A 19,381-nucleotide genomic window follows, 5' to 3' on the forward strand; every position below is an offset into this window, starting at 1 on the left:
CGCCATCAATTACCTAAGCGCTGACGGATGACCTGCATGGTCTGATTCCACTGCGGGGTATTTTCCATGGAAGGCGCGTGCAGCATGGCATCACGCGCCTCCAGCCATTGCCCTTGTTTCGTGTAAGCCAGTGCAAGGTTATACCACGCGCGCTCGTAACCGGGGTCCAATGCTACGACATCTTTCAGCAGCGTAATCGCCTCCGGGTAATTCTGCTGCTCAGCCCGGAAAAGCGCCAAATAATACAGTGCCTGGACGTTCTGCGCATCAATCGCCAGCGCGTCAAAGAGCGACTTCTCTGCCTGCCCGGAATCTTCCAGGCGACTATAAAATACCGCAGCCTGCACATTCACATCCGCCGATCGTCGGTCTAACGCAACCGCACGATCCACTAGCGTGCGAATGTCAGCCGGATTGCCTCCGAGTGAAAACAGCCGTTCCGCCAGGATGAAAGCATTTTGCGGACGGTCGGAGTTAAACTGCTGGGCCTCAATCCATTCCGACACATTCTCTTCGCTCAGTTGGGTGCGGCCAATGAGGCCAAATGTGGCAGCCAGTCGAACATTGCGTGATTTGTCACCGCGTAGTAAATAAGCATCTTGCGGCGACCAGGCCAAGGAACGCGCTACCCGCCCCCGCACCAAAGCACTGTCCGAGTCCATCAAACTTTGCAGATAAGCCAGGACGGCGGGCTCATTAGCCCAACCTCCCAATAAACCGGCATAAGTAGCCTGCCATGCGGTTACATCCTCACTGGCCGCCAATTCCAAAAGTGCCTGATGTGCAGCCGGTTGCCCCTCATAAGCGGCGGCCAGGGCCCGGGCGCGGGCACGCTGCGGGAGCTCTGCCAATTTTTCGCCATACCATTTCTCTGCCCATTCCACCGCCCACTCCGTCGATTCATCGGTATGGCAGCGATTGCAGGCATTGGGAATACCGAGCTCCTGTGTCATCAAGGGGTCAGGCGAAAGGAAGCCGTGATCACGGCGGGGATCACGCATCATGTAATTTGTCTCCGGCATGTGACATTCAACACAGCGGTTACCAGTGCTGCCTGCCGGATGATGACTGTGCGCCTCCGGCTGAATGATCGGCGCATTTTCTAAGCCGGATTCATGGCAGCGCAGGCAGAGCATATTGTTCTCCACGGGCAGTATCGTCTTGGTAGTGTGCGGGTTATGACAATCCAGACAGGTGACGCCCGCGTGCCCCATGCGGCTCATCATGAAGGAGCCATAAACGAAATCTTCGTCCAACACCTGCCCGTCCGGGTGATAGAGGCCCGGCTGGTCCGGCAGGCTCAAATCGAAATGATCATGAAATCGCTCACCGGGCGTAAAACGATCCGCCGTGATCTGGCCACGCCGCGAATGGCAACTCGCGCAATTGTCCATGATCTGCTCTTTGCTCATTTTCAGCGAGGCCGGGGCGATGTATCCCGGTTGCGCAGCCTTGGCGACATGCTCCTCCAAGCCTGAGTGGCACTGGGCGCAGGCAATGCCTTGCTGCAGCCAAGTAGAGGCATATTTGCCAGTCTGCCAGTCGTAGTTTTTCTTAAATTCCGTCATGTGGCAGGCCGCGCAGTTGGCGTTCCAGTTCATCCCCTGCCCCGTCCAGTGGCCCCACTCACCAGGCAGTCGGCCATCGCCGCTAAAGACCTCGAACCACTCATGCTTAGCCGGATCGTAGGCCGCACTCGTGGTTTGCCACTGCCCATCCGGGAACGGAGCCAGGTATTGCCGCAGCGGATCCACGGCGATCACCCCCGTCAGCGCGTGCCGACTTTTGCTACCGTCAGCTTCAAAGACTTCGATGATAAATTCCCCTGCCTGCTTGCTGAATTTACTCGTCACACCCGCATCGGTGAAGGACTTGCTCGGCACAAACGCAGCGTTGTCGAGCGTGGGGTCCACGGGGCGATTCGCCAGCGCGTGGTGGGTGCCATGCCAGTCTGCCACGGCATTCGGGTGGCATTGTGCACAGGCCTGTGGCCCGATTTTCGCCAGACGCGTCGGAAAATGCGTGACCGGCATCATGCCCGGTTGGGCTGAGGGCGGCTTGGCAGCAGGCGTTGCCTTGGGCTCCGGCTGACAGGCCCATAAGCCAAAGGCAGCCACGGCCAAAGCCAGTGAAATCAAAAACAAGCGCCAAGCATGCATTACCCTCAGCATTGCTTCTCACCAAGCAGCGTCAACGCCGCAGATAAGCAGATCATTAAACAATACTCTCAACTCACTCGCTAGGGCGAACGGACATTCAACTTTCAGTAAATTTGCCCCAACGGGGCTACGCAACTATAGCCCAGGGTTGACTTGAGGCCGCAGAGCGGCTGAACGCCTACCCTGGGAATGCGAATACGTAAATTGCCTATCCCAACGGGATTGCGCAAAACGACATCTTGCGCAGCCCCGTTGGGGCTGGGAGATAACCGCGCATCCGGTTTCCCAGGGTAGCGCTTCCCGCAAGCGGTCCGCTTTAACCCTGGGCTATTGATGCGTAGCCCCGTTGGGGCAATGTTTGCAGCAATCAAGATACAATATGAATGTCCGTTAGCCCTAGGCCAAGAGACGTTCATGCTGAAGCCGGTAAGGCCTCTGAAGCATGTGCTGTTCACTGACGCTCGTTAGCTCGCAGACTTCACACCGGCGCGCATCAGGCGGCGTGCAGACTTAAGCGTGCTTTTCCAACTGCGGGCACCAGGCGTTTCGCCAAAGCGCAGCAACAGGAGCTCCTCGTAGGTCGCGCGCCAAGGGTCCAAATCACTCCCGTTAAGCTTGTTTTGCGCGTTGGCGTAGGCCGGTCGGAACCGCGCCAGCACGCGGCCAGCCTTCCGGCGGATCGGGTCATTGGCCGTGCGCCCCTGCCCCTTGGCATGCGCCGAGCGCCAGGTGATAAAGGCCAGATACAGCCCGCGCAGCGCCAGCAGGGTCGCGCAAATCGCCAACACCGCCAATGCGATATCGCGGATCTTTTGCAGACTCCAGCCCTCGGTGAGCCAGCTTTTAAATGCCTCCCATTTGGCCGTCAGGCCGTCGCGGAAATTCTTGAACGCGCTGACCGACATCTCCCGGATGTTGTGGGCGATTTCCTCTTGGTCGTCTTGGTCGAAGTTGATCACGCGGCGATACCAGACCATGCGCACGCTGTCCAGCCACGCACTCCAGCCGGACTCCGTCTGAATGGACGACTCAAAGCCCATCTCTGCACTACCAAACAGGCTCGAAGCCTGCGGTGTCGGGTCGACACGGAGCCAGCGCCCGTTGCCATCATACACCTCCACCCACGCGTGGGCCATGCGGTTGCGGATCACGAAGTAGTCCTCGTAGTCGTTCCAGGAAGCACCGGCAAAGCCCGCCACCGCACGCGACGGATAGCCTGCCGTGCGCGCCAGCATGATGAAGGCACCGGAAAAATGCTCGCACCAGCCGGTCTCGGCATTGCGCATCCAGTGGACCAAATTGTCCGAGCGGTCGTTGCGAGGCAGGCCGGTCTTGAGCGCATAGCTGTAATGGTTTTGCAACCACTCGATGGCGCGGCGGTTAAACTCGATGGCGCTCAGTTTTTCGCCACCGGTAATTTCCTCCACCGCCGCTTGCAGAAACTCCAGGTTCTCGCCTTCAGCGGGGACCGCAACCGTGGTCTCCGGGTAATTCAAATCACGGATCGAGCCGCCTCGCTCGGCCACAATCATGGGCTTACCATAAACGCGATTGAGCAAACGCGCCTCACGCTGGCTGGCCTGCATTGCCTCACTCAAAGCCACGTTATTCAGCGAGTAGCCAAAGGCGGTCGCCGTGGGCAAATCGAGCTCGAACACATTGAAGTCCTCACCCGCAAAAAACTTAACGCGCTGCGGAAAACGAATCGTCTCAAAGGGGCCGATCAACGGTAGGTAGCTGCTCACATTGCCCTCCAGGTAGAGGCGCATTTCGTCCACGGTATTTCCGCTCAGGTAGCGCTGCGGCGTGTCCATGTTGGTGTAGCGGTAGCCTTCCTGCAAGCGGGTGTTGGTGAACTGCCGCGAGGCCGTTGAAACGCGGAATGTGCTGTCAATCGGGTCGTATTGGTCGAGCACGACCATGCGCCAGTAAGGCCGCGTGGGGATCTTATCCGGCTCGCTCACTTCCACGCGCAGCGCCGGGCGGTCGTCGCCGTTGAGCAGCTCACTGACATCACCGTAACTGATGGTGTCACTAAAGCCGATGCCCGCCCCGGCCTGCAACTGCAGGAACGGCAAGGCTTGGTCCATTTTTATGCGCGGCAGCGAGATAAAGATCACCGTCGAGATGCCCACCACAATCGCAAACAGCACGCCCGCCGAGGCCAGCAAACGGAAATCCAAACCATGGCGCATGCGGCTTAAAAACCGCGGCCAGCTGAAATTCTGCCAGTCATCGCCGTCGAGGATCCGCTCGTGCGACGAGTCCAGCAAATTGACCAAAAACAGCTGCCCCATGGCGATCGGCGTAAAGATCAGCATCTGCACCGCGAACGAGAGCGAGATCAGCAACACGCCCACGATGATCAGCGTAAACAAGGTCAGCAGCAGCAGCTGGAGGTCCTCCCGCCGCTTGCGGAACTGGAAGCTTCGGTAAAGCGTCAGAAAGCCGACCATGCGGATCATCGGGTCCAGGAAATTGGCCCCGTGCAGGATGAAGTCCACCGCGATGATGATGATCAGCGCCGGAGTTGCGGCCTTGTTTACCGCGCCGGGAATGCGCGCCACCAGACTCGGCATAACCGTGACGACACTGATGCCGACGAAAAACAGAAAGATCAGCCCCCCGGGAATCGATTCCAGGCTCCACAACGCCCACATGGAAATCAGGGACAGCAATTGCCCCAAAAACCATTTGAGCTGGTGCAGTTCGTCTTGGTTAAGCCGAACCCGCGAGGTTGCCGGTGAGGTAGGCATGGACTTGGTTTTTCGTTCCGGGTTTAAAGGTGATCAGGTTCGAGCCGTAATGCTCGCTCGCTGACTTGTAGCCGGGCGTGGGCTCCGCGCGGGCCAGCATTTCGAGGAATAATTGCAGGTCGTGCAGCCGTTTAATGACCAGCAGGGGCTCGTCGTTCATCGCCACGCCAACCAGGCGCGATTCGCGAAAGAGGTCCTCCGCCAGGCTGGCAGCAAAGCTGCACAATCTCTCAAACTGCGCCGGCTCGCGCCAGATCGAATCCGGCGTTTCCACAAAGATAATGTAGCCATCGCGGTTCTCCTCCTCCGTCTGGCGAACCATCAACTGGCGCGTGCGCGCAGTGGCCTTCCAGTGGACGATTTTCTGGGGATCACCCCGCTGATAGCGGCGGATGTTCATCAGCTCGGCCCCCGAGCCCGGGCGTCGGGTAAAGGCACCCATCTGGCGTCCGCGGCGGCCCACTGGCATGCGGAAATCGTAATCTACGCGGCGCGGCGTCACGACAATTTCCCGCTCCATGCCGATGCCCATCATCTTGCGCAAAAAGCCAAAGGGAAACTGTGACTCCAGGCCCGACACCTCGATGTGGTCCACCCCACGCGCACGCGGCGTAAACAGCCACTCCAGCTGCGCCTGTTGGTCGGGATCAAGCCGTTCTTCGAGATACAGGCGCTCCCACTTGGCCTCCTTTTGCGAGCGGATGTTCACCCACAGGCAGCAGGTTGGCAGCAGGCGTTTGGTGTTCCAAAGCTCCACCGTGATCGGCGCGGGCTCGTCCATGCGGAAGTGCGCGGGCAGGAGCAGGCGCCAGCGCCCACCGCGAAAATTCATCCAGCTGAGCAACCCGCTGAGAATCAGCGTGGAAAGCACCAGCGACAATGCCATGAACAGGATGTTGTTACTCGACGAGGCATAGGCCGCCGAAAGCAGGCCCACCGAGACCATGATGTGCACGAACCCCGTTGGCGTCAGGCCAATCGGGTTACCCTTGGTCGGCAAAATGATGTTCCACATCGCCCGCCAAAGCAACTCGTTGAACGTGCGCTTACGGCGCCTGGGCCCGGTATCCGCCCAGTCGGAGATCTTGTATTCCGGCCGCGCTTCGATGGGCGTCTCAGTTGTCGATTGTGGGGACATGCCCGAAAAGCCGCTGCTAGATTGGCAGCGGAATGGAATCAATAAGCTTGGTCAGGATACCCTCGACGGCACGGCGCTCTTCCAGCGGATCAGCCGTCTGGCGGCGCAGCGCAAGGCGGTGAGTGAAGACCGGCTTGACGACGGCGGACACGTCCTCAGGCACGAGGAAAGCGCGCCCGGCCATCAGCGCGCGGGCCTGCGCAGCGCATTTCAAGGCCAAGGCCCCACGGGTGGAAACGCCTGCCTCGAACTCGCTCTCGGTGCGGGTGGCGCTGACAAATTTTAGCATGTAGTCGAAGAGGCTCTCTTCGACAAAGACCTGCGGCACATATTCCTGGATTTCCAGAATGTCCTTGGCCGTGATGACCGGCTCAATGCTCAGGCTATCGTAACTGCGGCGGCTCTGGTCGGAGCGAAGAATCTCCATCTCGTGCTGGCGGTCCGGATAGCCCATTTGCAGGCGCATCAGGAAGCGGTCCATCTGGCTCTCCGGCAGTGGGAACGTGCCCTCGTAGTCGACGGGATTCTGCGTGGCAAATACGATAAACGGCGCGCCCACGGTGTAGGTTGAGCCGTCCACGGAGACCTTACCTCGGTCCATCACTTCCAGCAGCGCCGACTGCGTTTTCGGCGTGGCGCGGTTAATTTCGTCCGCCAAAACGATGTTCGCAAAGATCGGGCCGCGCTTGAAAACGAACTCCCGCATCTGCTCATCGTAAATCGAAACGCCGAGCACGTCGCTGGGCAGGAGGTCACTGGTAAATTGAACGCGCGAAAAATCGCAGTCGATCGAGCGCGCCAGGCAATAAGCGAGCGTGGTTTTCCCCAGGCCGGGCAAATCCTCCAAAAGCACGTGGCCGCCCGCGATCAGGCAGGCCAACACTTCGTCAATCACCTCATCTTTGCCCCGAATCACCTGAGATATGTTCCCGGAAAGCCTTTGGAGGGTTTCACGGATGCGTGGGGCTGGAATCGGTGTCGAAGTCGAACTCATTGCTTATTAGTTTATCACGTCGGCAGCTCGATATGAGCGGTGTTCACGCGGTGCCGACAAAAAAGTTAAAAATGTGCTGGTTGCTAAGGGTGAAACCCGATGAACGCCATAATGTTCCAAACTCGCCCAATTGCAAGCCAAGTCGCTCCATCAGAAGAGCCTTGGGCAGCGAAATTATTCGCCGCGTTTAAAGACATTCCTGTTTCCACCCTTCTTGCCCCAACGGGGCTACGCAATCATAGCCCAGGGTTGGAGCGCAAAGCGCGACTACCCTGGGACACAGCATAGCATAACATCGATACCCCAACGGGGTTACGCAGAACAACATTCTACGCAATCCCGTTGGGATAGCCCGGTAGTGGGAATTCATCCTCCCAGGGTAGGCTCACGCTCCGCGAAATCCAACCCTAGGCTTTCAGTGCGCAGCCCCGTTGGGGCAATATTCCTCCAAAGTGATGCCACCGAAAATGGCCCATTCCAAAGAAAGTCTATGGCTGATTTAGCCCAGGTAAAAGAGAAGCCGCCGATCCACGAGGACCGACGGCTTCAGCTACCACTACTGCTACTATTCTGTGTCGGATTTAACCAACACTGAAAATATATCACATCTTTCGAGAAAAGGTATCGGGAAAAGTCTTTATTTTTAACGTTTTTGCAACGGAATGATGACGTGGTAGGTTACTGAATCTTCCGTGTCAATACCTTGAAGAAAAAAAGTGGAAAAAACCTGAGAATGGTTTGATTACTAGAGTTCAGCGCCGCTCGAAACTTCCAGACGGGCCTTTTCGGCGAGCGGAGTCGACATGTAACGCTCGGTCGAGCTGCACGCGACTGTAACAATCGTCTTACCAGCCATTTCCGGACGCTTGGCCAGTTCCAGGGCGGAGAAGATATTCGCGCCGGAGGAAATGCCCACCGGAATGCCTTCCTTCAGGGTGACTTCCTGCGCCATGGCAAAGGCCTGATCGTTGCTGACCTTGATCACCTCGTCGATGATGTCGGTGTTGCAGTTCTTCGGGATGAAGCCGGCACCAATGCCCTGAATCTTGTGCGGGCCAGGAGCGCCACCGGAGATCACGGGGCTGGCTTCCGGCTCAACGGCCACAGTGTGAAGGCTCGTGCGGCTCTTAATCACCTCGGAAACACCAGTAATAGTGCCGCCGGTGCCTACGCCGGAGACGAAGGCGTGAATTTTACCCTCGGTCGCGGCCCAGATTTCCTCGGCCGTAGTCTTGCGGTGGACTTCCGGGTTGGCCGGGTTTTCAAATTGTTGCGGCATGAACGCCTTATATTCCTCGGCGAGCTCGGCTGCGCGGGCAATCGCGCCACCCATGCCCTTGGGCCCGGGGGTCAAAATAAGCTCGGCACCCAGCATCTTGAGGAGCACGCGGCGCTCCATGGACATCGTTTCCGGCATCGTCAGCAGGCAGCGGTAGCCCTTGGCGGCGCAAACGAAGGCCAGGGCAATGCCGGTATTACCCGAGGTCGGCTCAACGACCATGCCACCCGGCTTCAGCTTACCATCGCGCTCGGCGGCTTCGATCATAGCCAGACCAATACGGTCTTTAACACTGGAGAGCGGGTTGAAAAATTCGCACTTCACATAGACGTCGGCTTCGAGGCCTTCGGTCAGCTTGTTCAGCTTAACAAGCGGGGTGTTTCCAATCGTGGCAGTGATCGAGGATGCTAGAGACATGGTATTACTGTAGTTAGAGGTGGAAAAAAATCAACGGGCCGTCGGCAGAAAGAGCCGAGATGCCTTTAGCGCCGCCGCCGCGGGCCAAAGCTACGGATCGGCGCATTACGCTGCTGGTTGGTGTTGCGCAGACGGAAAGTAATGCGGGCCTTATTCAGGTCGTAGCGTGACATTTCCATCTTCACCATATCGCCGGTGGTGATCTTAATAAAGTGCTTGCGCAGCTTGCCAGAAATGGTGGCCAGCACGACGTGCTTGTTGGGCAGCTCCACCCGGAACATGGTGCCAGGGAGCACAGCCACTACTTTACCTTCTACTTCAATTACGTCGTCGTCTGCCATAAGTTTGTGAAATACATCACCCGCCCGGAGTTCAAAATGGGTCCGGATGAAAGGCGCAAGAATCGCCTACCTTGCGCCTGAGTCAAGGCTTAAGCAGTGCGGATTGCGGAATGCAGGTTGCGCAATCGGCTGAAATTATCGGTGTTCCCGCACTGGACAAGCTCGCGAATCCGCCCAACTATCGACTCGATATCCAACACATTTGCAAATTCACCCAATGACCACGCCCCGCGTTCATTCAATTCCGCACTCCGCAATCCGCATTCCGCAATCATGAGGCCGCCGCTCCCCTGCCCGTTTCAAAAGCTCTATCCCTCGCAACTCGTCCGCGATGACAAGTTTTACATGCAGTTGGCCTACAATCAGGCCATCGACGCCTGGAAAGCCGACGAGACGCCCATCGGCGCCGTGATCGAGTACGCCGGCGAGCCCATTGCCCACGCCTTCAACCGCGTCGACCAGACCAAGGACCCGACCGCTCATGCCGAGATGCTCGCCATCACCAAGGCCGCAAACTACCTCGGCGACTGGCGCCTCAACGAATGCACACTCTACGTGACCAAGGAGCCCTGCCCGATGTGCGCCGGTGCCAGCATCATGAGCCGGTTGAAAGAGGTCGTCTTCGCCGTGGCCGACCCCAAGATGGGCTACCTCGGCGGCGTCGTCGACGCCCACGCCACGCCCTCGCTCAACCACCGCCTCAACGTCCGCTCCGGCGTCATGGAGGAAGAATGCCGCGAGCTCATCCAAGCCTACTTTCGCCTCAAGCGCGTGAAGGCGAAGGACGCCGAGGCAAATTAAACGTCCCTTCCGCCTCACCGCCAGCCAGTTGTTGACTCGCCACAGCCCGTATGTCGGCTCAAAACCTTCCCGGCTATTGGCAGTTACGCCCCGCAACGTAGCCCCCTTACGTCCATGGACGTAGCCAATTTACGTCCCGGGACGTAGCATCCCTACGCCCATGGACGTAAGGAACAACATACGGGGCGAAGTCCAAGCAACAAAGCCGTGGATTTCCCACAACCACCGCCCGGATTTCAGCTAACCCTCGCTGTGCCCATGCCCCACACCCGAAGGCTTTTCGGAAAAAACCGAGCAGGCTTAAATACATCAAGTCAGCTTGGCCCAATACGCCTACTCCGCAGTGTAGCTCACCTGCACACGGTAGAACTTTGGCGCACCGCTCACGGCACCCAAGTCGGCCACCTGCTCAGTTAGACCCCCCGTAAAACCGAGCCCCGCAACCGGCTCCCAGCTATCCGGATCGTTCAAATCCTCCGTGCACTCGACGACAAACGTGCACGCATCCGAATGCGGCCCGTAATGGATGTGCGTGGCTCCTGCCTCAGTCGTCAGCCATACGCGAAACTGCGAACTGGCGTCATTCGGGTCGGTCCCGAGCGCGACTTCCAACACGTCCGGCCAGTTGTCATGGTCAAAGTCTAGCAGCATGACGCTCCGGTAGCCCTGCCATCTGCCAGGGGAAAAGCCACTCTTACCCTCATAGAAGTAGATGGTTAATTTCAAATAGCTACTCCCAAACGGGAAAGACCCGACATTCGTTGGGGCATCCCCTTCAAAAGTTACACTTTTTAAATTGTCGCAGAAGCTGAAAGCGTCACTTCCAATAGACATAAGTTTATTGCTAAAAGTAACGTTGGACAATCCAGCGCAGTGGTAAAAAGCCCTCGCGCCAATAGTAGTCAATCCGTCAGGAAGCCTCACTTCGGATAAATTTCTGCAAAGTTGAAATGCGCGTTCTTCGATAGAAATAATACTGCTACCAAAACTCACCCGCTCGAGATTAAAGCATAGACTGAATGCATTGGCTGATATGGTCGTCACTCCGTTGCCGATGCTAACATCCACTAGGTTTTCACAAAAATAGAACGCCCCTTCACCGATGGAGAGAACAGTGTCAGGTATAACTACAGTCAGTAGCTTCTTACTAGCGTAAAAAGCATAAGGATTAATTGAAACAACGCTACCGGGAATCGTGTAATTCGTTTCTTCTTTTCCTATGGGATACTGAATGAGATTAGTTTTGTCCTTATTGAATAGTGCACCTTGTTGGCTGGCGAATCTTTCGTTGTCTGAGGCAACGTTTATAACGGACAAGTTAACGCACACATTAAACGGGATACCATCAAAAGCGATCAAACTACTTGGAATGTTGATAGTTGTCAGATTATTACATTGGCTGAATGCATTTAAAGCAATAGTCGTGACACCATCAGGAATGTCGTATGTGGATTCGACTTTTCCGGCCGGATAGACCACTAACTTGGTAAGGTCTTCATTAAATAGGACGCCATCCAAAACTGAAAGATGCACATTGTCAGAGTGAACTTCAAACTCAGTGAGGCTACTGCATCCAAAAAAGGCATTAAAGCCAATCGTGCTTAGGCTGCTACCGATACTCACCGATGTTAAGCCTATGCAATATTCGAAAGTATGGGATTCTAATGTTGTGAGCCCGTTTCCAAGAGTCACTTCGGACAAACTAGTACAACCGATAAATGAATTGGCCCCAACTGAAGTGACACTATCAGGGATATGAATGCGTTTCAGGCTGCTACATCCAAAAAATACTCTTTCGCCCAAGGCCGTAACACTATTGGGAATGTCAATGCCTGTGAGACTAATACAGTGAGAAAATGCGTCGTTCCCCAACAGAGTAATGCTATCTGGAATACTAATACTCGTCAGGCTTTGACAGTAACTTATAGCCTCATCACCGATAGAGGTAACCTGTTTCCCATCTATTACAGCCGGAATCACCAACTCGCCTGTAGCCGCTTCATTGCAGTCCGTAATCGTAACCGTGTCGCCCTCGATTACGTAGGTCAGGTCAGATAAATCTGCGGAAAACAGGACGCCGGGCAATCCGAGCCCGAGAAAGATAGTAAAGATGAGTTTGTGCATTCGCAATGAACTAATAGGACGTATTACAGGAAAATTTATTCCACTATTAACACCCGACGCCTGGTGACAAGCTCAGCTTTACCCGACACCCATATTTTACCTGCAACGCCCGGAGCGTCATTTTGCGGATAGGGCAAATTACCCGCCGCGCTCACCCTTCCCCCGACTTCCGGTCCAAATGCCCAAGATCGCGCTCCGGGTCCAGGCGGTCGCGGACGCGTTGTTTGAGGGCCTTGACGTCCGGGAAGCCGCCGTCGCGTTTGCGTTCCCAGAGGAGGTCGTCGTTGTAGCGGATTTCAAACATCCCTGCCTCGCAAGAGGGCTCCAGCGTCACGCTTTGCAAGTCCTCGGAAAAGGTGTAGAGCAGCTCCTGCGTCATCCATGCAGAGCGTAGCAGCCAGTTGCATTTCGGGCAGTAGCGAATGAGGATCTTGGGCTTGGACATGCAATCAAGATGTCTACGAGCGCCAACATTTCAAGCTCCTGATCGCCCCGCACATAAGCCACGCTTAAAGCGAAGACTTTAGACCTGATTACGTTGACCCGAACTTGATAGGCCCTCATACCCCCACAATGCTACTACGAAACACCATGCTTTTGACAGTGATGGGGTGCGCCTCCTTATCGGCCGGCCTCCTGCAAATCGAAGGCTTCGCCTCCGGCTACGTCGACAACAACGACGAACCCATCACGCCGCCGACCGCTTTTGGCGATGTGTTCGGCCTTTACACCGCGACCGGAACCGGCTCCACGTTCACCTTGCTTGTCGACATCGACGAGACCGCCACCGGAACCGTTGACGGCCAACGGACCACTTACACTGGCGCGATTCTAGGCTACACCTTTAAGAACGCCGCGTCCGCCGTCACCTCCTACGAGGTCAATCTCTCCGCTGGCAATATCGGCGCCCTGACCGGTGCATCGCTCGACTTCTGGGCTATCACGCCCAGCGGTTCGTCCTCCACCCCTACCGATATCGGCGCCTATCAGCTCGCCCCTGCGCTCAATGACTCGCTCGGCATCAGCTTCGTCCTGTCGGATCCCTTGATTGAACCGACCAGCACGATTCCCTCCGTGGAAATACTCGCCAACGGTTTTAGCCAGGAGGGCAGCCCGAACTACAGCATGCGCTACCGCCTTGGCCCGGACGCCCCGGATTTCCTCCTGGTCAACACAACCATCACCTCGATCACCGCCGTCCCCGAGCCGCAGCATTATGCGCTGGCTTTGGGGCTGGCGCTCGCGGGCCTGGCCATCGTGCGCCGTCGCCAGCGAGCCTAGAGCGGGCTGCCAGGAACGCATTTTCTGTTTAAGACAGGGACGGTTGGAAGCGACCGTACCTGTTCGTTTCCGCCTTCTGCGATTCGCAATCTCCTCTTCGCGATTCGCCATCATTCAGCAATTGACCATCGCGCGCGGGTTTGCAGCGTTAACTCTTTCGCGATGACTGTATTCCCCAACGAGAACGATTTCCTAACGTCGGCCCAGACGGGCGCGGTCGTGCCTGTGCACGCCGACCTGACGGCGGATTTCGAAACGCCGGTTTCGGTCTACTCGAAGCTGCGGGCCCATGCGCCCGCGTTTCTGTTCGAGTCGATCGTAGGCGGTGAACACATCTCGCGCTACAGCTTTGTTGGCTGCAGCCCACGCCGGGTCATCACGAGCTGGCCGGAAAAAACTGTCATCACCGAGCGCGACGGCTCGAGCCGCGAAGTGGAGACGCCCAGCGATCCGCTGACGTTGATCGAGACCGAGCTCAAGCCCTGGGAGACGCCGACCTACCCGGACCTGCCGCCCTTCATCGGCGGAGCCGTGGGTTTCCTCGGCCACGAATACATCCACCGCATCGAGCCGATCGTGCCGCCCGCGGAAAAGGATGTGCTCGGCATGCCGCTGATGTGGTATGGGCTATTCGACACCGTCGTCGCCTTCGACCACGCCAAGCAGATCATCCGCATCGTCAGCAATGCGCGCCTGGACGAAGGTCGCGAGCCGAAGGACGTCTATGCCACCGCGTGCGCCGAGATTGAGCGCGTGATCGATATTCTTTCCAAGGGCAGCCAACTGGCACCCATGCCGCTGGCGCAAGTCGACCCAGCCGACATCGTGGTACCAGAAGGAAACTTTACCCGCGAACGTTTCGAGGACGCCGTCGAGCGCACCAAGGAATACATCCGCGCGGGTGACGTCATCCAAGTCGTTGGCTCGCAGCGCTTTGAGGCTGATTACACGCAATCGCCGCTCGACCTCTACCGCGCCTTGCGCTTCGTCAACCCCTCGCCGTATATGTTCTGCCTGGAAACGGGCGACTACGCGATCGTCGGTGCCTCACCAGAGGTGCACGTGCGCAGCACGAACGGCCGCGTGGAAATCCGCCCCATCGCCGGAACGCGCCCCCGCGGCCAAAACGAAGCCGAGGACCAGGAACTGGAGGCCGATCTCCTCGCCGACGCCAAGGAACGCGCCGAGCACCTGATGCTCGTCGACCTGGCGCGCAACGACATTGGCCGCGTTTGCGAAGTGGGCTCAGTCCACGTTGAGGATTACGCGATCATCGAACGCTACAGCCACGTGATGCACATCGTCTCACAGGTGGAGGGCGACCTCGCCGCCGACAAGACGCCGTTTGACCTGATGCGGGCGACCTTCCCAGCGGGCACCCTCTCCGGCGCGCCAAAGATTCGCGCCATGCAGATTATTTCGGAGCTCGAAGGGCAGCAACGCGGCGTTTACGGCGGCGCGCTAGGCTACTTCAGCTACGATGGCAACCTGGACAGCTGCATCGCGATCCGCACCGCGCTGCTCAAGGACGGCAAGATCTACATCCAGTCCGGCGCCGGACTGGTGGCGGACTCCGTCCCCGCCAGCGAATACGAGGAAACCGTCAACAAAGCCAAGGGCATGCTCAAGGCCGTGGCGCTTTCGCGCCTTCTCGGCAGCTAACCCACATGGCACTTTCCTGCAAATGGCGTGTCGGGTTGCCGATGCGCTATTTTTATACATGCCTACTGGCTGCCCTCAGCCTGCTTGCAACGGGCTGCTCAAACATGAAGGGCCACTACGAATACGAACTCAGCAAGGCCAAGGAGCGCGAAGAAAAAGACTTGGCGACCATCACCGAGCTACAGGAAGAGAACCGCGAGATGCGCAATGCGCTCTTTGAATTAAAGAAGGGCGACCATGTGATGGTACTCGGCGAAATTAATGAGCCCGGTATTTATTATGTGGGCGATGAGGCCTCACTCGTCGAGGTGATCGAAATGGCCGGCGGCGAAACAAGATTTACCTCGCGCAGGGCCATCATCAACCGCGGCGGCAATCGCATTGAAATCGACACCATCGCCAATGGCTCGGCGCAGATCGTTCTGCTGCCCGGCGACGTGCTTTATTTTTCCAGACTACTGCTTTGAGCGCCGCCAGTCTTAATTCGAGTCTCAATTAACGAGTTTTCAAGCCACCTTGCAACCTGCACGACTCCAGGGCTACTGCGCATTGCAGCCTGCCCGAATCCTGAAAATACGCACCAGACTAAATCGGCGGCAGCCCCCATTGTAGAGGGGTTTTCTCAGACTTAAACTCTCGTGGCACATGAACTGCCATAGTAGGGTTAATCCGACATCAGGCCGATGGAACAAATGCCCATTGTTCTGTTGTCTCTATGACAGAGAAAAAAAATGCCGATAAATATGTCAGGTCGTTTGCATTTGTTCGACTTACATCTTACAATCGGCATTCCAACGATCGTTTGAATCCACTACCAATAGCACCATGATAGCAAAAATTTCAGCCAGCACCTCGAACACCATAGCAGTTCCACGAGAAGATGAGCAACCCGCTATCGACCTCGGTCGCCCCCGTGCGCGTGTAGCTGAGCCGCAGACATTCGAAGAGCTACCCAATTCTGAAAAGTCGCCCCTGCAGCTGTATTTGCAGGAAATCGGCAAAACACCGCTCCTCAAGCCGGAGGAAGAAGTCGCCTTAGCCCGCCGCATCATGAAGGGCGACCACGAGGCGCGCCAACAAATGATTCAGGCCAATCTGCGCCTGGTCGTGAAGATCGCGTATGACTACGCCAATTTCGGCCTGCCACTGCTCGACCTGATCAGCGAGGGCAACATCGGCCTGATCAAGGCCGTCGAACGTTTTGACCCGGACAAGGGCGGCAAACTGTCGACCTATGCCGCATGGTGGATCAAGCAGTCCATTAAGCGCGCTCTGGCCAACCAGTCCAAGACCATCCGCCTGCCCGTCCACCTGGTGGACAAGATTGCGAAGATTCGCAAGACCACCATGCAGTTGCAGGAAGAGCTCGACCGCGAGCCGACTGATGAAGAAATCGGTCTCGTCCTGGAAATGCCGGCTAGCAAGGTCGCGCATCTTAAGAGCGTCAGCGTCCGCCCAAGCAGCCTCGATGCGCCCGTCGGCGAAGACGACGGCACCCAGCTGGGTGAGTTAGTCGGCGATGATAACGCCATGACGCCCTACCAGACTTTGAGCGGAAAATCCCTGATGACCGACGTCAACGCCATGATCGACGCCCTCGACGAGCGCGAAGCCGAGATCATTCGCCTGCGTTTCGGCCTGAAGGGCGACCACCCGCTGACCCTGGAAGAAGTCGGCGCGATGTTTGACGTGACCCGCGAACGCGTGCGCCAACTCCAGAACATTGCCCTGCAGAAAATGCGCCGTGCGATGATGGACAAGGAGCGCCAGCGCAACGCTGACGAGGTCCGCAAAGAACGCTTGGCCCGCAAGCGGTTTGAGGTGCTTGAAGAGTTTTTCGCCAAAATAGGCGATTAAGCGGCCTAAAATACAGCCGATGTAAGATCAGATAGAGCTATTTGTCACCGTTTTGCCCCTATATTTTGCAAAACGGTGATTACAGCCTTGTATCCTCCCAGAAAACTACATATTAAACCCTAGTTTTCTGAGGAGAACATCTGTATCCTACAGCGTGCTATGTCTAAACTAAACTGGTCCAACATCAATAACGAGGTCGAAAACGACGGCCGCGTGGTCGTTGTGCCGCGTACGCCAGATTTTGATCATCCCTATGCTCACCGCGTACCCACGCCACCCAGGCGAAGTACGAGCACATCGCGGCCGACAGCACATAAGCCGATACCACCCCAACATGCCCAGCCACGCAGTAATCCGGTCACACTGGGGCTCATCGTCGCCGTAGCCGCAGTTGTCGTCATTTCTGCCGCCGCTTTTTGGGTGATGACCCGCGAGCACAAGCCCAGCCTGCGCGAGCGTCAAATGGTCGCCGCAAACCTAGCAAACTCCCCCGTGATTTCCTACGAAGAGACCGCGAAAGATTTCGTGGACACCCTAAATGTATCAACGGTCCGCGTTGCAGGCAACCAGACGCGTGCCAACCTGAACGGAAAGCTCTATAAGGTCGGAGACGTTATTGAAAACTCCGAAGGCATCATCTTTATCGGTGCCGATCCCGATGGGGAATACCTGCTGTTTCGTGCCGCCAATGGCGAAACCCTGTTCCGCCCAATCAAATAAGCCTTACCAGAGCAAACCGAGCTCTGGTCGTAAGCTTACGTAGGGGATGGCGCAGCGCGCCTACTTTACGCAGTTTCGTCCGTAGGTACAGCCTCAACGGCATACGGAGCATTTGGTTTTTCCTCGTTCTGAATGAACATATACGGGCGAATCGGCACGGTTGCCGAACAACCGGTCAGAAAGGCAATAATCGCCAGTAGTCCTAAGAGACGAAGCTTCATAGTTGCGCAAAGTAGGCAGGAGCGCCTCTAAATGCAAGGATATATCCGTTTGATTACGGGTCGATTAACCCATGACCTCTTCCGGCGAGAAGAAGCGTGCAATCTCGGCTTCAGCCGTTTCGGGGCCATCGGAAGCGTGGCAAACATTCACCATCATGTCCGTACCCATGTCACCACGGATGGTGCCAGCCGGAGCCTTGGTGGAGTCCGTCGGCCCGAGTAGATCGCGCACCTTGGCAATAACGCCGTCGCCCTTGAGCACCAGCAGGATGACCGGAGCCGAGCTCATGAAGGCCTCAATCTCCGGGAAGAAAGGCTTGTCAGCGACGTGGGCGTAGTGCTTGCGCAGGATGTCCGAGCCAAGCTTCGCCATTTTGCAGGCAACGATTTCAAAACCGGCTTCAGCAAAGCGGTCCAGGACTTTGCCCCAGAGCTTCTTTTCCATGGCGTCGGGTTTGAGAATGATAAAGGTCTTTTCCATGATTTTTAATTCGTTAAAAGTGGGCAAAATAGCTCCCTACCCCGCTGTGACAAGGCCTTAGTTAGGCTGAATTGCCTACCTTAGAGCATTTTTCATCTAACTTGGCCGAATCAGACCGCAGTGATTTTTCGTGTCCAGCAAGGCGGCTTGAGCGTGGTCCCGTTGAGCGGGATGATCGAAAAGCCAACGCCGCTGGTGCGGAAAAGCACTCGGTTAAAGGCTTGGGGCCCGTTTGGACGCCAGTTTCGCGAAAATATCATATACGCATCATCAACGGAAGCCCGCCTCGCCCTCAGCGTGCAATGAGCCACCCTTGGCCGTAATTTTCTCGCGCGCCTGATCCACGGGCACATTCGGTGCCTTGAGCGGCTCCACCCAACGGCCCTGTGGCGCAGCCCATTTCACAGCATTGTAAATGACGCGGCAGACGGTCGGATTTTTGTAGATCGGATAGGTTTCGTGACCCGGGCGGAAGTAAAAGATTTTGCCATTGCCGCGAATCCAGCAATTGCCGGAGCGGAAAACCTCACCGCCCTCAAACCAGGAAATGAATACCTGCTCGTCAGGGCTGGGGATGCCGAAAGGCTCGCCGTACATTTCCGTCTGCTCCAGCTCGATAAAGCCGTCTTCAATACCAGCGGCAATCGGGTGACCCGGGTTGCAGACCCAGAGGCGCTCTTTCTCGCCAGCCTCGCGCCACTTGAGCGCGCAGCTGGTGCCCATGAGCCGCTTGAACGGCTTGGCGAAGTGGCCACTGTGCAGCACGATGAAACCCATGCCGCCGAGCACGCGCTCTTGCACGCGGTCGACAATCGCGTCCTCGACCTGGCCATGCGCACAATGGCCCCACCAGATGAGCACGTCAGTGTTGTTCAGCACCTCCTCAGTGAGGCCGTGCTCGGGCATATCCAGCGTCGCGATGGTGATGTCCAGCTCATCGGCACCGAGCTCGTTAAGCCCGGCTTCAATGGCTGCATGAATGCCATCGGGGTAGATGGACTGGACAGTCGCGTTTTTCTTTTCGTGAACGAATTCGTTCCAGATGGTAACACGGAGTTTCGACATAATTGCAGCGTTGCCGCTCAGCCTTTACAATTGAAGCCTAAAAAACCGGCATTTTAACCTAACAACATCCTCTCGACGGCGGCGC

17 protein-coding genes are annotated in these 19,381 nt (G+C 56.8%); 6 read left to right on the top strand and 11 right to left on the bottom strand.

All coding sequences use genetic code 11. The annotated features are described in order from the left end of the window. Positions 1–5: 5 nt before the first annotated feature. The 6 genes from O3S85_RS10410 to infA all read right to left on the bottom strand — a co-directional run bounded on the left by O3S85_RS10410 (position 6) and on the right by infA (position 9,084). Positions 6–2,117 (bottom strand): tetratricopeptide repeat protein, encoded by a 2,112-nt coding sequence (locus O3S85_RS10410; protein WP_269540234.1) that lies wholly within the window; start codon positions 2,115–2,117, stop codon positions 6–8. A gap of 506 nt (positions 2,118–2,623) precedes the next feature. Next, positions 2,624–4,915: a transglutaminase TgpA family protein gene (locus O3S85_RS10415; RefSeq protein WP_269540235.1), complete on the bottom strand. Its 2,292-nt coding sequence runs from the start codon at positions 4,913–4,915 to the stop codon at positions 2,624–2,626. Next, entirely contained in the window at positions 4,878–6,053 is a 1,176-nt protein-coding gene (locus O3S85_RS10420) for a DUF58 domain-containing protein (protein WP_269540236.1), read from the bottom strand. Before O3S85_RS10420 ends, O3S85_RS10415 begins: the two co-directional genes overlap by 38 nt. Positions 6,054–6,069: 16 nt before the next feature. Continuing rightward, on the bottom strand, positions 6,070–7,047 hold the full coding sequence (locus O3S85_RS10425; protein ID WP_269540237.1) for an AAA family ATPase: 978 nt from the start codon (positions 7,045–7,047) through the stop codon (positions 6,070–6,072). Between the two features lie 745 nt (positions 7,048–7,792). Next, a complete protein-coding gene (gene cysK, locus O3S85_RS10430; RefSeq protein ID WP_269540238.1) occupies positions 7,793–8,743 on the bottom strand; it encodes a cysteine synthase A in 951 nt (316 codons plus the stop codon). A gap of 65 nt (positions 8,744–8,808) precedes the next feature. Then, positions 8,809–9,084, bottom strand: a complete 276-nt coding sequence (gene infA / locus O3S85_RS10435; RefSeq protein WP_332107543.1) for a translation initiation factor IF-1 — start codon at positions 9,082–9,084, stop codon at positions 8,809–8,811. Between the two features lie 273 nt (positions 9,085–9,357). Between infA and O3S85_RS10440 the strand changes: the two genes are divergently transcribed. After that, the gene (locus tag O3S85_RS10440) at positions 9,358–9,885 is read left to right on the top strand and encodes a nucleoside deaminase (protein WP_269540239.1); all 528 of its coding nucleotides are present in this window, start codon (positions 9,358–9,360) and stop codon (positions 9,883–9,885) included. A gap of 333 nt (positions 9,886–10,218) precedes the next feature. Here the strand turns inward: O3S85_RS10440 and O3S85_RS10445 are convergent, their stop codons facing one another. Together O3S85_RS10445 and O3S85_RS10450 are read right to left on the bottom strand one after the other, a co-directional pair. Next, positions 10,219–12,009, bottom strand: coding sequence for a leucine-rich repeat domain-containing protein (locus O3S85_RS10445; protein WP_269540240.1), 1,791 nt, complete (start codon positions 12,007–12,009; stop codon positions 10,219–10,221). A 151-nt stretch (positions 12,010–12,160) separates the two neighbouring features. Continuing rightward, a complete protein-coding gene (locus O3S85_RS10450; protein ID WP_269540241.1) occupies positions 12,161–12,454 on the bottom strand; it encodes an Rdx family protein in 294 nt (97 codons plus the stop codon). Between the two features lie 128 nt (positions 12,455–12,582). On the opposite strand from O3S85_RS10450, the gene O3S85_RS10455 reads away from it, so the two are divergent. The 5 genes from O3S85_RS10455 to O3S85_RS10475 all read left to right on the top strand — a co-directional run bounded on the left by O3S85_RS10455 (position 12,583) and on the right by O3S85_RS10475 (position 17,529). Beyond that, entirely contained in the window at positions 12,583–13,290 is a 708-nt protein-coding gene (locus O3S85_RS10455) for a hypothetical protein (protein ID WP_269540242.1), read from the top strand. A gap of 162 nt (positions 13,291–13,452) precedes the next feature. Further along, the gene (gene trpE, locus O3S85_RS10460; RefSeq protein ID WP_269540243.1) at positions 13,453–14,952 is read left to right on the top strand and encodes an anthranilate synthase component I; all 1,500 of its coding nucleotides are present in this window, start codon (positions 13,453–13,455) and stop codon (positions 14,950–14,952) included. 5 nt (positions 14,953–14,957) lie between these two features. Next, positions 14,958–15,419: an SLBB domain-containing protein gene (locus O3S85_RS10465; RefSeq protein ID WP_269540244.1), complete on the top strand. Its 462-nt coding sequence runs from the start codon at positions 14,958–14,960 to the stop codon at positions 15,417–15,419. Positions 15,420–15,777: 358 nt separating this feature from the next. Beyond that, the gene (locus O3S85_RS10470) at positions 15,778–16,809 is read left to right on the top strand and encodes a sigma-70 family RNA polymerase sigma factor (protein ID WP_269540245.1); all 1,032 of its coding nucleotides are present in this window, start codon (positions 15,778–15,780) and stop codon (positions 16,807–16,809) included. 159 nt (positions 16,810–16,968) lie between these two features. Beyond that, complete coding sequence (locus O3S85_RS10475) at positions 16,969–17,529, top strand: hypothetical protein (protein ID WP_269540246.1); 561 nt, start codon at positions 16,969–16,971, stop codon at positions 17,527–17,529. A 65-nt stretch (positions 17,530–17,594) separates the two neighbouring features. On the opposite strand, the gene O3S85_RS10480 is transcribed toward O3S85_RS10475, so the two are convergent. The 3 genes from O3S85_RS10480 to O3S85_RS10490 form a co-directional block, all read right to left on the bottom strand. Further along, complete coding sequence (locus O3S85_RS10480; protein WP_269540247.1) at positions 17,595–17,750, bottom strand: hypothetical protein; 156 nt, start codon at positions 17,748–17,750, stop codon at positions 17,595–17,597. 64 nt (positions 17,751–17,814) lie between these two features. Beyond that, on the bottom strand, positions 17,815–18,231 hold the full coding sequence (gene ndk, locus O3S85_RS10485) for a nucleoside-diphosphate kinase (RefSeq protein ID WP_269540248.1): 417 nt from the start codon (positions 18,229–18,231) through the stop codon (positions 17,815–17,817). Positions 18,232–18,501: 270 nt separating this feature from the next. Beyond that, positions 18,502–19,296 (bottom strand): ThuA domain-containing protein, encoded by a 795-nt coding sequence (locus O3S85_RS10490; RefSeq protein WP_269540249.1) that lies wholly within the window; start codon positions 19,294–19,296, stop codon positions 18,502–18,504. Positions 19,297–19,381 lie beyond the last annotated feature (85 nt).

The sequence above is a fragment of the Cerasicoccus sp. TK19100 genome (assembly GCF_027257155.1).
Taxonomy (GTDB): Bacteria; Verrucomicrobiota; Verrucomicrobiia; order Opitutales; family Cerasicoccaceae; genus Cerasicoccus; species Cerasicoccus fimbriatus.

Coding starts and splice junctions, on each gene's coding strand:
- O3S85_RS10425 (WP_269540237.1), bottom strand. CDS start 7,047: ATGAGTTCGACTTCGACACCGATTCCAGCCCCACGCATCCGTGAAACC.
- O3S85_RS10440 (WP_269540239.1), top strand. CDS start 9,358: ATGAGGCCGCCGCTCCCCTGCCCGTTTCAAAAGCTCTATCCCTCGCAA.
- ndk (WP_269540248.1), bottom strand. CDS start 18,231: ATGGAAAAGACCTTTATCATTCTCAAACCCGACGCCATGGAAAAGAAG.
- O3S85_RS10445 (WP_269540240.1), bottom strand. CDS start 12,009: ATGCACAAACTCATCTTTACTATCTTTCTCGGGCTCGGATTGCCCGGC.
- O3S85_RS10465 (WP_269540244.1), top strand. CDS start 14,958: ATGGCACTTTCCTGCAAATGGCGTGTCGGGTTGCCGATGCGCTATTTT.
- O3S85_RS10475 (WP_269540246.1), top strand. CDS start 16,969: ATGTCTAAACTAAACTGGTCCAACATCAATAACGAGGTCGAAAACGAC.
- trpE (WP_269540243.1), top strand. CDS start 13,453: ATGACTGTATTCCCCAACGAGAACGATTTCCTAACGTCGGCCCAGACG.
- O3S85_RS10450 (WP_269540241.1), bottom strand. CDS start 12,454: ATGTCCAAGCCCAAGATCCTCATTCGCTACTGCCCGAAATGCAACTGG.
- O3S85_RS10490 (WP_269540249.1), bottom strand. CDS start 19,296: ATGTCGAAACTCCGTGTTACCATCTGGAACGAATTCGTTCACGAAAAG.
- O3S85_RS10415 (WP_269540235.1), bottom strand. CDS start 4,915: ATGCCTACCTCACCGGCAACCTCGCGGGTTCGGCTTAACCAAGACGAA.
- cysK (WP_269540238.1), bottom strand. CDS start 8,743: ATGTCTCTAGCATCCTCGATCACTGCCACGATTGGAAACACCCCGCTT.
- O3S85_RS10455 (WP_269540242.1), top strand. CDS start 12,583: ATGCTACTACGAAACACCATGCTTTTGACAGTGATGGGGTGCGCCTCC.
- O3S85_RS10420 (WP_269540236.1), bottom strand. CDS start 6,053: ATGTCCCCACAATCGACAACTGAGACGCCCATCGAAGCGCGGCCGGAA.
- infA (WP_332107543.1), bottom strand. CDS start 9,084: ATGGCAGACGACGACGTAATTGAAGTAGAAGGTAAAGTAGTGGCTGTG.
- O3S85_RS10470 (WP_269540245.1), top strand. CDS start 15,778: ATGATAGCAAAAATTTCAGCCAGCACCTCGAACACCATAGCAGTTCCA.
- O3S85_RS10480 (WP_269540247.1), bottom strand. CDS start 17,750: ATGAAGCTTCGTCTCTTAGGACTACTGGCGATTATTGCCTTTCTGACC.